Source organism: Clostridium lundense DSM 17049 (assembly GCF_000619945.1).
Classification (GTDB): domain Bacteria; phylum Bacillota; class Clostridia; order Clostridiales; family Clostridiaceae; genus Clostridium_AO; species Clostridium_AO lundense.
This window is the reverse complement of record NZ_JHVC01000001.1, coordinates 440740-455140: the sequence shown is the minus strand read 5'-3', so window position 1 is coordinate 455140 and position 14401 is coordinate 440740. Positions and strand designations below refer to the sequence as shown.

Here is a 14401-nt window from a genome sequence, read left to right as displayed (position 1 = left end):
CAAAAGAACTATTTTTATAACCATTTTTTCCTTACAAATAACCAAATAAGAGAAATAGTTATTAAAAGCATAATAATAACTACATAATAGTATCCATAATCTGAGTTAACAAATGGAATATGTTTTACATTCATTCCATACATACTTGTAATTAAATTTAAAGGTAATGAAATGGTGGCTATTATAGTAAATATCTTCATAAGTTCATTAGTTTTATTAGCTATTTCTGATTCAAAGGCTTCTCTTACTAAGGCTAAATCCTCTACTAAACTTTCTAAAGCCATCATCAATTTATCTATTTTATTATTTAAACTTTGAAATTGATTCATAAATTCGTTATCAATTATTAAATTGTCATTACTTATTAAACTATCACCAATATATCTTAATGGATTTAAATATTTTCTTATTTTATATACTTGTCTCCTTAAACATATTAGATCATTTAATTGTTCATGCTTGGGATTTTTTAACACTCTTATTTCTATTTTATCTGCCTCGGCCTCTAGTTCTGATATAACTTGATAATTTTTAACTATAATTCTATCTAAGATATAATACAGAAGAACAGATGGATGTGGACTCTGTTTAAGCATACAGCAATTTTTATATCCATTTAAATCATTAAATAAATCCTTAATTAAATCTAAATCTTCCTTAAAGGAAGTTATTATGTAATCTTTCCCTAAAAAGATATATAACTCTCTAGAATGTACTCCTTCATCATAGTAATCTAATATGTTAAACACTATAAATATGTATTCCTGTAAAAACTCAATCTTTGTAGCTTTATCAAAATCCTTACAATCATCAATGTTTTCTTTTCTTATAGAAAAAACATTTCCAATACTATCCAATTCATCAACATAACACCATATCCAATATTTACTTTTTTCAAATTTATCTTCATTTTGTATCTCATTAAAATTATCTAAAACATCAAATACTTTCATTAATAATATCACCCATTAGATATTATGTCATCAATCCTTACATCTAATTCACCCATAGGAACCTTATCTATTATTTGCACATCATAAGCTATGGCAACTTTAGGAACGTCTTTTCTAACTTTGACTAAAAATCTGTCATAAAACCCTCCTCCATATCCAATTCTGCCACCTTCCTTATCAAATACAGCTCCTGGTATTAATACTAAATCTATATCTTTTTCTAAGATTTTAATATTCTCTTCACCTGGCTCTAATATTCCATATTTACCTGGTTTTAAATCAGAAAATTTATTAATTATAGCACCATACATTCCATCCTTTTTAGATATTACCTTAGGAACACTAATGACTTTTCCATCTTCTAGTGCCTTTTTAATTATTTTATGAGTATCCACCTCTGTTTTGTAGCTAACAAATATAAAAATACTCTTTGCTTCTTTATAATATTTACTCTCTATTACCTTTTTAAAAATTTCTTCATCATATTTTTTTCTTTCACTTAAAGAAATAGTATCTCTTATTTTTAATATACTATCCCTTATTAACTTTTTATCTTCCACTTTTCTCTCTCCTTAAAGCCTCTTCATCCATTCTTGAATTTATAATATCCACTGGTGTAGTATCTGAATTAAGTGTATATCTATAATTTACTGCTGCTGCTTCTATTATTACTGCAATATTCCTTCCTGGTCTTATAGGAACTGTCATCTTTTTTATAGGTATATTTAAAATTTCCATAGTTTCGTCATCTACACCAAGCCTATCATAATCATGATCATTTTTCCACTGTTCTAAATTCATAATAAGTCCTATAGTTTTTACATCCAATACTGAACTTAATCCATATAAAGCTGGCACATCTATAATACCCATGCCCCTAACCTCCATCATGCCGGATGTAATATAAGGTGATCTTCCCATTAGTCTTCCATCTATTTCTTTAATATCTACTGCATCATCAGCTACTAATCTATGACCTCTTTTTATAAGTTCTAATGCAGTTTCACTTTTACCAATACCACTTTCTCCAGTTATTAAAATACCAATACCATACACATCCACTAATACTCCGTGAAGCCTGGTTTCCGGTGCAAGTCTTTCATCTAAGTAATTGGTAAGCTTACTTATAAATCTAGTAGAAATACTTTTTGTTCTTAAAACCCATCTATTATATTTTTTAGCACTTTCAATAAATTCCTCGTGAGGCTCTAATTGTCTAGTTATAATTATACATGGAGTTTCAAATTGAAAAAACTTCTTAAGCCTCTTTTTCCTAAGCTCTGAATGCATTACATCTAAAAAACTCCACTCAGCTTTTCCTATAAGCTGAACTCTATCATTAGCAAAATAATTATAAAAACCTGAAAATTGAAGTCCTGGCCTATTTATATCACTAACAGTTATCTCTATATTTTCTTTTCCTTTATTTATAATCTCTAATTTTAAATCCTTTATAATATCTTCTACAGTTACCGCCATAGTTTTCCTCCCATTCTAGCAATATATTTTTTATTATAACATAATTATATTATTTACACTTATTGTGTATATATTAATTAAAGGAAATATAACATATTAGTAGAATTGTTCTATAAAGGAGATGGTAAAATGAAAATAGCTATTATTGGTGGGACTGGTGTGTGCAATAGTTTTTTCATGGATAAGAATGAAAACATTGAATTAAATACTCCCTATGGAAAGGTTCAATTAACAAAAGGTTATAGAGGAGATAAAGAAATTTTCTTTTTAGAAAGACACAGTAAGGGTCATAAACTAATTCCTTCAAAAGTCAATTACAAGGGAAATATATATGCATTAAAATCCTTAAATGTAGATTATATAATATCTACCGCAGCAGTAGGAGGCATAAATAACTGTAATGTAGGCGACTTTATCATATTAAACGATTTTATTGATTTTACTAAAAATAGAAGCTGTACATTCTTTGATGATGTAGACTCTGGAGTAGTTCATGTAGATATGACTGAACCTTACTGTAAAACTTTAAGAGCTATGCTAATTGAGGCATTTCAATATGCAAAAGCGCCACTTGTGAAAAACGGTACATATGTATGTACAGAAGGTCCAAGATTTGAAACTCCTGCAGAAATTTCTATGTATAAAAAATTAGGAGCTGACGTGGTGGGAATGACCAATGTACCTGAAGTTATTCTTGCTCGTGAATCATCTCTTTGTTATGCTACAGTCGCCCTAGTTACTAATTATGCATCAGGTATATCCAAAACAAACCTTACTCATAAGGAAGTTAGTGAAAATATGTTGAAAATGATAAATACCTTAACCAATGCCTTCAGCTACCTAATAGACCACGCAACCATAGATAAGCTATGCACTTGTAATCATGCTTTAGATGAATTAAATACATTAAAATAAGGCTATGAAAAAATCATAGCCTTTAATTTATACTATTAGATTACTTCTTAATAACTGATGATGAGCATTTACAAATCTAATAGTTCCTGTCTTAGAACGCATAACAACCGAGTGAGTAGCTCCCCAGTTATTTTTTGAATAAACTACTCCCTTTAACAAATCGCAATCTGTAATACCTGTAGCAGCAAAATACACATCATCACTTTTCACTAAATCATTTATATATAATACTCTATTTACATCTTCTATACCCATACTTTTGCATCTTTTTATTTCTTCTTCATTTTGAGGTACCAATTTAGCCTGCATGTCCCCTCCCATGCATTTTATAGCCGCTGCAGCAATAACTCCTTCTGGAGCTCCTCCTGTTCCTATCATTAAATCAACACCTGTATCTTCAAATCCGCAAGCAAGCACTGCTGCTATATCGCCTTCAGAGAAAAGCTTAACTCTTGCCCCTACTTCTCTAGCATCTCTTATTATATCCTCATGTCTTTCCCTTTCTTGAACAATAATTGTAAGCTCAGATACATCTTTATTTAATGCCATAGCTACATTAATAATGTTATCTTTATTAGATTTATTTATATTTATTGCTCCCTTTGCACCTGCCCCTACTGCAATTTTCTTCATATACATATCTGGTGCATGTAATAAACTACCTTTAGGCCCCATAGCTACTACAGCTATAGCATTAGGCAATCCTTTTGCTATAAGAGCGGTCCCATCTAATGGATCTACTGCTATATCCATTTCTATCATATCTTCTTTTCCTATTCCTAGCTTCTGTCCTATATATAGCATAGGAGCATTATCCAACTCTCCTTCTCCTATAACCACTGTTCCTCTTACTGGCAACATAGAAAATGCCTTTTCCATTCCATCCACTGCTGCTTGGTCTGCTGCAATTTTATCTCCTCTTCCCATATATTTCGCTGAACAAAGCGCTGCTGCCTCTGTAACTCTTACTAATCCCATAGCTATATCTTGATTTATCATTATGAGTACCTCCCAAAACATTTATATAAGATAAATTAACTAATTATATATTTAATGTGATACAATATTATTAAAATGATAACATTTATTACGTAAATATTATATCACATTTGTGGATTTAAACAAGTTTTTTTAATTATAGCTGCATATATTCTGTATTAATCTACATTAATAGTTGAATGTGCTATCTAAAAAAAGCTAAAAACATAATGTTTCTAGCTTTTTTAACTGTTTATTTTAAATTTTTTCTTATTTTCACTCCTAATTCATAGGCTTCTTTTAATTTTTCTTCATTTTTTTCTACAGGCATAGTATCAGTATTAACAGCATATACTTTTTCCATATCTTTTGCATCCATGGCAGCAAAAGCATGCTTTAATACAGCTTCTAAAGGCTGGAACATATTTATCCAATAAACTCCACCAGTGCTTAATACTACGGCTTTTCTATTTTTTAAATTTTCCCTATCTTTTCTTATATACTTCTTACTCCAATAAATCTGTAATCTATCAATAATGGCTTTCATTGGTGCAGTTACCGAAGAAAAATACATAGGACTTGCTATAACAATAACATCACTATCATTTATCTTAGCATATATCTCCTGCATGTCATCTTTTATAGCACACTGTTCCTTTGTATAACAATACTTACAATCTACACATGGAGACACTTTTTTATCATAAACATTAACGATATCAACTTCTCCCCCGATGCCTTCTATAAATTTATTAACTAAATTATAGGTATTACCCTTTTTATTAGGAGAAGCAAAGAAAATTAAAGTTTTCATAAATTTTGCCCTTTCCTTACACAGTTAATTTAAAATTCTTATGAATATTATCTTATAAATTCAATTTTTCTAATACTTCTTCAATCTCTACATCCTTATTCTTTGGATAAAAAATTGCTATAAATTCTGTATAATCTGGTTCTTCTGCATCAATCTCATAAGATGTAAATTGGGCTTCTAAATCTAAATCTTCCATTAAATCTTCAATTATTTGTCCTACTGTATCAATAGCCAATTCGCTTAAATATGGTATAAAGAATTCATTACTCCATTTTTCACTTTCTCTTTCTTCTTCGCTTTCATCATCAGCATAAGCTTCTGCTGCACTGATCTCATCATCATCAAAGTCATAATAAAATCTTAATGCAACTACTTCTTTATCATCATATGATAACTCCTCCACCTCGCTAAGATCATTGTCTAATAAATATTCTACAACTGCATTTCTATCCATATTTTTTCCTCCATCCTTTTATTTTAAAGAAGGGCTACAAACTTTTCTACAAACTCATCTGCTCTTTTAAAATCTTCTTTACTTGGAACAAACTTAAATTTTAGTCCTTCTTCTACTACATTTAATTTTAAAGACCTTAGTCTCTCTGTGATCATTGGTACACCTTCACCACTCCAGCCATAAGATCCAAAAGCAGCAACTGCCTTACTTCTATTAACAATTGGACTTACTTCAGATAATACATCCCAAACAGGCTTAACCGCATCTTGATTGATAGTAGGAGAACCTATAATAAATCCTGCTGATCTTTCTATAGCACTTATTACCTCTTTAGTTCCCATAGTGGTAATCTCATGAACTTCTGATTCAACACCTTTTTCTATTAATCTATTATTAATATGCTTTGCCATTGCTTCTGTATTTCCATAAGCAGAAATATAAAGCACTACAACTTTTTTCTCATTTCCTTTAGATAAAGTAGACATTTTTCTATATAACTCTAGATATCTATGAATATTTTCCTTACTATGAACTGGACCATGACTAGTTCCTACTAAATCAAAATCTAATCCCTTTATTTTGTCTAATCCCATTAAAACAAATTTCTTAAAAGGCGACATTATAACATTATAGTAATACACCATTTCATCTTCATAGTCTTCTTTTTCTCCTGCTACTATATCCTCTTTTGGGCTATAATGACAGCCTAAAAAGTCACAGGTAAACAATATTTTTTTATCTTCAACATAAGTAAACATTGTATCTGGCCAATGTAAGTTAGGCGCTTGAATAAATTTTAATGTAGTTTTTCCTAAAGATAATTCTGTAGGAGCTACTAAAATATTTAACTCCTTATTTGTTATATCTTTAAGATAAACTGAGGCTGCCTTAGAGCATATAATTTGAGCTTCTGGATAATCACCAATAAATCTTGCCAGTATTCCACTATGATCTAACTCAGTATGTTGAACTATTATATAATCAATTTTTCTGTTACCTATAACTTCTTTTATATTTCCTATAAATTCTTCATAGTATCCATCTTTAACCGTATCTACTATAGCCACTTTTTCATCATCTATTAAATACGAATTATACGTAGTTCCTTGTTTTGTTTCCATTATTATATCAAAAACTCTTAACTCTGGATTCTTTACTCCTATCCAGTATACATTATCTCTCAGTCTTATACTACTCATCTGCCACAACCTCCTTATTTTTTATTTTAAATTTTACATTTTTATTTTAACATATTTTTCAAAAATAATCTAAAACAATATTTTTTTCTAACTGCTTCCCAAAAATTCATATCAAGCTAGATTTGCTTCCATTATAAAAAATATATTCATAATGAAGTGCCCTAGTTAAAGCTACATATAAAATTTTTCTATCCAATTCATTATCACCATAGTTATCTTCATTGCAATTATATATTATACTACAATCAAACTCTAATCCCTTGGTCATATAAGCTGGTATTATTATCTTACTGTTAGTTATGGACTTGCTGGTATCTTTAACTACATCCCATTTATTAGAACTATATTTATTTAAATGAGTTTTTAGTTTTTTGCATTCATTATAGTTTTTACATATGATAGCTATAGTATTCTTTCCTTCTTCTTGTACCAATTCTACTATCTCATCTAGCTTTTCACTAAACTCCCTGTTATTTTTAAACTTTGCAACTTCTACATCTTTACCATGCCTAAAAACTGGTATAGCAGACTCTATACCCTTGACTAAAACTTTTGAAGCAAAATTAATTATTTCTACAGTAGATCTATAGCTCTTGTTAAGGGTTATAAAATTCACTTCCTCATTAAATACATTATGGATAACCTGTGGCCAATTATTTATTCCCTTATAAAAATATATTCCTTGAGCTAAATCTCCAACTAAAGTTAATGAATTTAATTCCACCATATGCTTCAATGTAGCCATTTGAAATTCACTATAATCCTGAACCTCATCTACTACTATATGCTTATATTTAAATTTTTCTGGCACATCTTCTATTTTAAATTTCAAATATAACATTGGTGCTAAATCTTCACTATCTATTATACCTTTACTTGAATTTTCTATTATCTCATTTAAAATTTTTTCAATGATATCTTCACTTATAAATAAGTTGTCTTTAGGTACGAATTTATCTATATTCTTTAAAAAATCTATATATAGATTTTCTGTTTTTACCTCTTTCCACTTTTCAAAATATTCATTGAAACAAACATTACTCATCTTTACTATATCTTTTCTCTTATTATCTCTCTCATCATATATTTCTATTAATCTTTTTCTTCTTTCTTCTCCATCTTCCATTTTGTTTTTAACTCTTGCAACTTTATATTCATAATAAAAATTAACCTTATCTAAGATATTACGTATTTTATCTTCTATCTTTAAAGTAAAATATCTTTTTATTTCATCTTTTCTAATATTTATAGGCATTTTTTTCAAATCTTCAATAAAAAGTCTTTTTATTTCTTCCTTATTAAATAACACATAATCATATACTTTAATATCCTCTATTTTTTCCCCATCTTCTTTTTCTATGTATTCAATATAAATATCTATTAAAGCTTTAAACTCAACACTTCCTTTTATTCTACTTATAGTAATTAATTCTTCCAATTCATTTTCTTCTTCTAAAATTTGAGACAATTTATTATCTTTTGTAATTATCTTTTCTTTTATATTTAATATTTCACAAACAATTTCTTCATATGTATTTTGTTTTATACTATCTACACCTAAGTTTGGTAACACATCGGAAATGTAATCTAAGAAGACTTTATTCGGAGCTATTATTAATATATCCTTAGATAGTAATTTTTCCTTATATTTATACAAAAGATATGCTACTCTATGTAATGCTACAGTTGTCTTTCCTGAACCCGCAACCCCTTGTAGTATAAGTGGTATATTTTTCTCACTTCTTATTACTTCATTTTGTTCTTTTTGAATAGTAGCTACTACTTCCTTTAACTTACTACTTCCACTTTCCTCTAAATTTACTTTCAAGAATTCATCAACTAATGCACTACCTTCTTCATCATTTCCTCTAAGTATTACTTCATTTATTCCTTCATCAAAAGCGTCTATTAGTTTTTCTTCTCTTATTATAAACTTTCTTTTTAAGGAAAGTTCTCCTATAACCAATCCCATAGGAGCTCTATAATAACATTCCCCAAAGGTTCCACCATAATATAAATCTGCAATAGGAGATCTCCAGTCTATAACCCTCTCTTCACCAGTATTTCCATCTCCTAACCCAAATTTTCCTATATAATAGCTTTCTACATCCCTCTTTTTCTCTCTAAAATCTATTCTTGCAAAATAGGGGCTTTCTTTTCCATCAGAATACTTTTCTAAACTTTTAGAAGTTATCTTATAAAGCTTTTCAGCAGTTTCTAGTTCCTCATTATATTTTCCTTTAGATTCCCTTCTTAAACTATCTATTCTTCCTTTTAAATTACCTTTATTTTCTTCTACTCTTCCAATTTCATGATTCATCCAATTGATAGTATCTTCTAAATACTTTTCTTCTATTAATCTTTCTTTTTCTTCTATTGCCATCCATTCCACCTCCATGAAGCACACTAATGTAATATTGTACTTTTTAGGCATATTTATGTCAATACTAAAAAAGAAGCTTTGCCCTATTTTTCATACAATAGGCAAAGCTTCTTTTTTAAACGCTTTTTATTAACTTCAAATTTAAAGCTTTAGATAGAGCTTGTACTATAGCAAAAGCTATTATTCCGTCCACAATATGATGAAGGGTAGAACCTACTCCTACAGTAATAATTATCTTCTCTAAAGTAATACCAAAAGGTATCACAATTAATGCTTCTAACATGCCATGCAATGGTGCAGTTATAGCTACCATTTTTCTATAGCTTACTCCTTTTTTAATAAGTATCGCTCCTACAACACCAACAAAAGTATGCATAAAAGCTCTTGCAGCCACATAAGAACCTTTCGTTATTAAGAAACCTATTCCTGAACCTATACCCACCATTGCAGCAGATGCTGGACCTAAAAGTATAGCTAAAAATAATGGAACATGAGCAGCTAATGTTGCTGTAAATGGCCCTAATTGTATTGATAGAAAACCAAAAGCTATTGGTATTACTATTGCTAGAGCAGTTAATAGAGCAGAATATACAATCATTTTTGTATCTTTCATAATTATACCTCCGTATTTACTAGTGTATATACAGAAGTATACATTATATTTCATACATTGTAAATATGTTTTATAAAATAAAAGAATATTCTGTTTAATAACAGAATATTCTGAACGTTTTTATTATACTAATTCTTTACTATACAACCTCACAACATTCATCTTCTTCTAATGCTCCTATATCATAGAATGTCCAATTTCCATTTAAATCTTCATAAGCCTTACAATATATGCTGCCTTTTTTAAAGTCGTATCCTATTTTATTAAGCTCTTCATGATTCTCTTTACTATTTCTTACATCCTCTAGATCTGATAAACTTACATCTATAATATTACCCTTATTAGTTTGAATTAAAGCTCTAAACTTTGGAAAATTAGTTTCTTCTTTTATATAATATAAATCCACTATCTTTAAAACCGTACATTCTTCTAAGGATAGCTTGTCTTTATATAAATTCCATCCCTGTGCTAATGATGTATAATCACCTACTTTAAATACGCTTTCTCCTATCATACATGCTTTTACTTTATCTCTTGCTGTCATCTTGACCCCTCCCCAATTTATTGATTTCTTTGTTAATATATTTCTATGATGATATTATTATACTATGCTTGTTAAATATTTGTCAATAACATTAATAAAAATTTTCTGAATTTTTTTATATTAATACAATTTTATTCACAATAACTTGTATTTCAACAAATATATTACAAATTATATGGCGTTTTTAGAAAATTGAAGTCATAAATATAAGGTTGAGGTAGAACTACCTCAACCTTATATTTATCTATTCTTTTCTTCCATCATACTTTTAACTTTCATTAATCTTGTAAGATTTCCTCTTTCATTTTCATCCAACTTCATTACTATATATTTTATTGTTTCTTGGAGTTGTGGTATAGTCATGTATTCTAGAGCATTTACTCTTCTTCTTGTCTTCTCTATTTCATCTGCCATAAGTTGACATGACTTTTCTACTTGGGCTAGTTCCAAAAGCTTTGGAAGTATACCATAAAGCTTCTCTATAGCTGTATCAAGCTCACCTGAGGTATTAACAAATCCATATGGATAAATACTTCCCTCATCTTCTTCCATTTTTCTTTTAAATTTCATAACCGGAACATTTACGCTCATTATATTTTTCCTATCTACCTCCAAGGATATGCTTTCCTTAGGGAAAACTATAGCTTCTTCCAAAAACTCAGAAGACATTACAGCTCTAGCCATTACAAAATTCTTAAGAGATTTTTGTAATTCATGTTCTACACTTTTTCTTATTTCATTATTATATTTTATTAAATCAATAAATCTTCTCATTAATTCGTCTTGTTTGTCTTTTAAAAGCTTATGTCCTCTAGTAGCTGTTACCAACCTTTTTTTTAATTTTGTGAGCTCCATTCTTGTAGGGTTAACATTTAATCTCATTGCTAATCATCCCTTTAATTATTCAACTTTATTGTTGTTTTCAGGTAAATATTTTTCTAAGTACTCATCTCTAATTCTCTTAAGCTCAGTCTTTGGTAAAATAGATAACAGCTTCCACCCTAAATTCAAAGTTTCCTCTATAGTTCTATTAGTAGTAAATCCTTGGGAAACATATTCTTTTTCAAAGGCTTCTGCAAATTTAGCATAAAGTTTATCTGCATCAGAAAGTGCTGACTCACCAAGTATGACCGCTAACTCTTTAGCCTGTTTACCTTGTGCATAAGCTGCAAATAACTGGTTCATGGTATCTGCATGATCCTCTCTAGTTTTATCCCTACCAATACCCTTATCTTTTAATCTTGAAAGGGAAGGTAATACATCTATTGGAGGCATAACACCTTTTCTATATAATTCTCTACTAAGTATTATCTGCCCTTCGGTTATATATCCTGTTAAGTCAGGAATTGGGTGTGTTTTATCGTCTTCAGGCATAGTTAGTATTGGTATTTGTGTAATCGAACCTTCCCTTCCCTTTATTCTTCCAGCTCTTTCATATATGGTAGCAAGGTCTGTGTAAAGATATCCTGGGTATCCACGCCTTCCTGGGACTTCTTTTCTTGCAGCAGATACCTCACGTAAAGCCTCACAATAATTAGTCATATCTGTAAGTATAACCAGTACGTGCATTCCTCTTTCATAAGCTAAATATTCTGCTGTAGTAAGTGCCATTCTTGGAGTGGCAATTCTTTCAATAGCAGGGTCATTAGCAAGATTCATAAATAATACCGATCTATCTATTGCCCCAGTTTTAGTAAAATCATCTATAAAAAATTGCGCTTCCTCAAATGTGATTCCTATAGCTGCAAATACAACTGCAAATTTTGAATCAGCTTTTAGCACCTTTGACTGCCTTGCAATTTGAGCAGCAAGTTGAGCATGAGGTAATCCTGACCCAGAAAAAACTGGTAGCTTTTGTCCTCTAACCAATGTATTAAGACCATCTATAGCTGATATTCCTGTTTGAATAAATTCAGAAGGATAATTTCTAGATACAGGATTTATAGGAATTCCACTTATATCTCTTCTCTCTTCTGGTATTATCTTAGGGCCATTATCTTTAGGTCTTCCTAGTCCATCAAAGACTCTTCCTAACATATCTTCTGATACACCTATTTCAAGTGGTCTACCTAAAAACTTTGCTTTACTTCCCTTTATATTTATACCAGCTGATCCCTCAAATAATTGAATTAATGCCTTATCCTGATTTATTTCAAGAACTCTACCACGCCTTATTTCCCCTGTTTGTATTTCTATTTCTACTAATTCATCATAAGTTACATTTTCCACTCCTTCAACTAGCATCAGTGGGCCTACTACCTCTCTAACTGTTCTATATTCCTTAAGCACTTACGATCCCCCCTTTGCTAATGAGTTCATCCATATCATTTATAAGTTCCTCTGATATATTGTCCATAGCAGAAATTTCATCTTCTGATATATATTTTGCTCTAGCAATTTTATCTCTTATTTCTAAATTTAATATATCTTTTAAGTATACCCCAGCTTTTAGAGCCCTTTCAGCTTCCTCTCCAAATTTTAATACAAGCTTTAACATTTTATATTGTTTTTGTAACGAAGCATAAGTATCCACATCATGAAAAGCATTTTGCTGAAGATAGTCTTCTCTTATTGACTTAGCTACTTCAAGCTTTAATCTATCATCTTCAGATAATGCATCTATACCTACAAGCCTAACTATTTCCTCTAAGTTTGCTTCATCCTGAAGTAATGACATAGCTTTTATTCTTAGACTATTCCAGTCATTAGCTACATTTTCATTCATCCACTCTCCTATTCTGTCTATATAAAGTGAATAAGAGTTTAACCAATTTATTGCTGGAAAGTGTCTTCTATATGCCAGTTGAGCATCCAATCCCCAGAATACTTTAACTATTCTTAAAGTAGCCTGAGTTACAGGCTCTGATAAGTCTCCACCTGGTGGTGATACTGCACCTATAGCTGTAAGAGTACCTTCTCTTTCATCTTTTCCAAAGCATATGACTTTTCCTGCCCTTTCATAAAACTCTGCAAGTCTTGATCCAAGATAAGCTGGATATCCTTCTTCTCCTGGCATTTCTTCAAGTCTACCAGACATCTCTCTTAATGCTTCTGCCCAACGAGAAGTAGAATCTGCCATTAAAGCTATAGAATAACCCATATCTCTAAAATATTCTGCTATTGTGATCCCTGTATATATAGAAGCTTCTCTTGCTGCCACAGGCATATTTGAAGTATTTGCAATAAGAACAGTTCTCTTCATTAATGGCTCTCCTGTTTTAGGATCCTTTAACTCAGGAAATTCATTTAAAACGTCAGTCATCTCATTTCCACGTTCTCCACAACCTATGTAAACTACTATTTCAGCATCTGCCCATTTTGCTAGCTGATGTTGAACTACTGTCTTACCGCTACCAAATGGACCTGGTACACAGGCAGTTCCTCCTTTAGTTACAGGAAAAAATGTATCTATTACTCTCTGTCCTGTAACCATTGGCTCTATAGGATTCAATTTTCTACTATATGGTCTTCCTCTTCTTACAGGCCATTTTTGCATAAGAGTTAATTCTTTTATTTCTTTATCTGTTTGTATCTCTCCAATTTTATCTAGTACAGTATAATCTCCTTCATTTAAAGAAATTATCTTTCCCTTCACTCCATGAGGTACCATTATCTTATGATCTATAATTGAAGTTTCTTTAACTATTCCTATTATGTCTCCAGTTTCAACTTCATCCCCCACAGTTTTTATAGGGGCAAAATGCCAAATCTTCTTTCTATCTAACGCTGGCACATCTACTCCTCTACTGATAAAATCTCCTGCCTCTTCTTCAATAGCATCTAGAGGTCTTTGTATTCCATCAAACATACCTTCAATTAATCCTGGTCCTAATTCTACACTAAGTGGAGCACCAGTAGTTACTACTGGAGCACCTGGCCCAAGACCAACTGTTTCCTCATATACTTGGATTGAAGCTCTGTCTCCCCTCATTTCAATTATTTCACCAATAAGACGTTGATCTCCAACCCTAACCACATCAAATAAATTTGCTTCTTCCATACCTTCAGCTATAACCAAAGGTCCCGAAACTTTTACAACTCTACCAGTCTTCAAGTCCATCTACCTACC

14 protein-coding genes are annotated in these 14401 nt (G+C 30.6%); 1 reads left to right on the top strand and 13 read right to left on the bottom strand.

Annotated elements, in window-relative coordinates; translation table 11 throughout:
- Nucleotides 1-14: 14 nt before the first annotated feature.
- The 3 genes from T514_RS0102120 to hprK are packed head-to-tail and all read right to left on the bottom strand — an operon-like array spanning nucleotide 15 to nucleotide 2432.
- A complete protein-coding gene (locus T514_RS0102120; RefSeq protein WP_027623262.1) occupies nucleotides 15-953 on the bottom strand; it encodes a magnesium transporter CorA family protein in 939 nt (312 codons plus the stop codon).
- 8 nt (nucleotides 954-961) lie between these two features.
- Nucleotides 962-1513 (bottom strand): 5-formyltetrahydrofolate cyclo-ligase, encoded by a 552-nt coding sequence (locus T514_RS0102115; RefSeq protein WP_027623261.1) that lies wholly within the window; start codon nucleotides 1511-1513, stop codon nucleotides 962-964.
- Nucleotides 1503-2432 carry an HPr(Ser) kinase/phosphatase gene (hprK, locus tag T514_RS0102110; RefSeq protein ID WP_027623260.1) on the bottom strand — a complete coding sequence of 310 codons (930 nt, stop codon included), beginning with the start codon at nucleotides 2430-2432 and terminating at the stop codon, nucleotides 1503-1505. Before hprK ends, T514_RS0102115 begins: the two co-directional genes overlap by 11 nt.
- A gap of 129 nt (nucleotides 2433-2561) precedes the next feature.
- Between hprK and T514_RS0102105 the strand changes: the two genes are divergently transcribed.
- Nucleotides 2562-3347, top strand: coding sequence for an S-methyl-5'-thioinosine phosphorylase (locus T514_RS0102105; protein WP_027623259.1), 786 nt, complete (start codon nucleotides 2562-2564; stop codon nucleotides 3345-3347).
- A gap of 27 nt (nucleotides 3348-3374) precedes the next feature.
- Here the strand turns inward: T514_RS0102105 and glpX are convergent, their stop codons facing one another.
- From glpX to T514_RS0102055, 10 genes are all read right to left on the bottom strand, one after another.
- A complete protein-coding gene (gene glpX, locus T514_RS0102100; protein WP_027623258.1) occupies nucleotides 3375-4346 on the bottom strand; it encodes a class II fructose-bisphosphatase in 972 nt (323 codons plus the stop codon).
- 232 nt (nucleotides 4347-4578) lie between these two features.
- On the bottom strand, nucleotides 4579-5139 hold the full coding sequence (locus tag T514_RS0102095; protein ID WP_027623257.1) for a flavodoxin family protein: 561 nt from the start codon (nucleotides 5137-5139) through the stop codon (nucleotides 4579-4581).
- 52 nt (nucleotides 5140-5191) lie between these two features.
- Nucleotides 5192-5593 carry a hypothetical protein gene (locus T514_RS0102090; protein WP_027623256.1) on the bottom strand — a complete coding sequence of 134 codons (402 nt, stop codon included), beginning with the start codon at nucleotides 5591-5593 and terminating at the stop codon, nucleotides 5192-5194.
- A gap of 23 nt (nucleotides 5594-5616) precedes the next feature.
- Nucleotides 5617-6792: an FprA family A-type flavoprotein gene (locus tag T514_RS0102085; RefSeq protein ID WP_027623255.1), complete on the bottom strand. Its 1176-nt coding sequence runs from the start codon at nucleotides 6790-6792 to the stop codon at nucleotides 5617-5619.
- A gap of 106 nt (nucleotides 6793-6898) precedes the next feature.
- On the bottom strand, nucleotides 6899-9175 hold the full coding sequence (gene helD / locus T514_RS0102080; RefSeq protein ID WP_027623254.1) for an RNA polymerase recycling motor HelD: 2277 nt from the start codon (nucleotides 9173-9175) through the stop codon (nucleotides 6899-6901).
- Between the two features lie 115 nt (nucleotides 9176-9290).
- A complete protein-coding gene (locus T514_RS0102075; protein ID WP_027623253.1) occupies nucleotides 9291-9788 on the bottom strand; it encodes a hypothetical protein in 498 nt (165 codons plus the stop codon).
- Nucleotides 9789-9927: 139 nt separating this feature from the next.
- The gene (locus T514_RS0102070; RefSeq protein ID WP_027623252.1) at nucleotides 9928-10332 is read right to left on the bottom strand and encodes a hypothetical protein; all 405 of its coding nucleotides are present in this window, start codon (nucleotides 10330-10332) and stop codon (nucleotides 9928-9930) included.
- A 240-nt stretch (nucleotides 10333-10572) separates the two neighbouring features.
- Nucleotides 10573-11214 carry a V-type ATP synthase subunit D gene (locus T514_RS0102065; protein WP_027623251.1) on the bottom strand — a complete coding sequence of 214 codons (642 nt, stop codon included), beginning with the start codon at nucleotides 11212-11214 and terminating at the stop codon, nucleotides 10573-10575.
- 18 nt (nucleotides 11215-11232) lie between these two features.
- Complete coding sequence (locus T514_RS0102060) at nucleotides 11233-12621, bottom strand: V-type ATP synthase subunit B (protein ID WP_027623250.1); 1389 nt, start codon at nucleotides 12619-12621, stop codon at nucleotides 11233-11235.
- Complete coding sequence (locus T514_RS0102055) at nucleotides 12614-14392, bottom strand: V-type ATP synthase subunit A (RefSeq protein ID WP_084284235.1); 1779 nt, start codon at nucleotides 14390-14392, stop codon at nucleotides 12614-12616. The genes T514_RS0102060 and T514_RS0102055 overlap by 8 nt, the downstream gene beginning before the upstream one ends.
- Nucleotides 14393-14401: the final 9 nt, after the last annotated feature.

Coding starts and splice junctions, on each gene's coding strand:
- T514_RS0102120 (WP_027623262.1), bottom strand. CDS start 953: ATGAAAGTATTTGATGTTTTAGATAATTTTAATGAGATACAAAATGAA.
- hprK (WP_027623260.1), bottom strand. CDS start 2,432: ATGGCGGTAACTGTAGAAGATATTATAAAGGATTTAAAATTAGAGATT.
- T514_RS0102105 (WP_027623259.1), top strand. CDS start 2,562: ATGAAAATAGCTATTATTGGTGGGACTGGTGTGTGCAATAGTTTTTTC.
- glpX (WP_027623258.1), bottom strand. CDS start 4,346: ATGATAAATCAAGATATAGCTATGGGATTAGTAAGAGTTACAGAGGCA.
- T514_RS0102095 (WP_027623257.1), bottom strand. CDS start 5,139: ATGAAAACTTTAATTTTCTTTGCTTCTCCTAATAAAAAGGGTAATACC.
- T514_RS0102090 (WP_027623256.1), bottom strand. CDS start 5,593: ATGGATAGAAATGCAGTTGTAGAATATTTATTAGACAATGATCTTAGC.
- T514_RS0102085 (WP_027623255.1), bottom strand. CDS start 6,792: ATGAGTAGTATAAGACTGAGAGATAATGTATACTGGATAGGAGTAAAG.
- helD (WP_027623254.1), bottom strand. CDS start 9,175: ATGGCAATAGAAGAAAAAGAAAGATTAATAGAAGAAAAGTATTTAGAA.
- T514_RS0102075 (WP_027623253.1), bottom strand. CDS start 9,788: ATGAAAGATACAAAAATGATTGTATATTCTGCTCTATTAACTGCTCTA.
- T514_RS0102070 (WP_027623252.1), bottom strand. CDS start 10,332: ATGACAGCAAGAGATAAAGTAAAAGCATGTATGATAGGAGAAAGCGTA.
- T514_RS0102065 (WP_027623251.1), bottom strand. CDS start 11,214: ATGAGATTAAATGTTAACCCTACAAGAATGGAGCTCACAAAATTAAAA.
- T514_RS0102055 (WP_084284235.1), bottom strand. CDS start 14,392: ATGGACTTGAAGACTGGTAGAGTTGTAAAAGTTTCGGGACCTTTGGTT.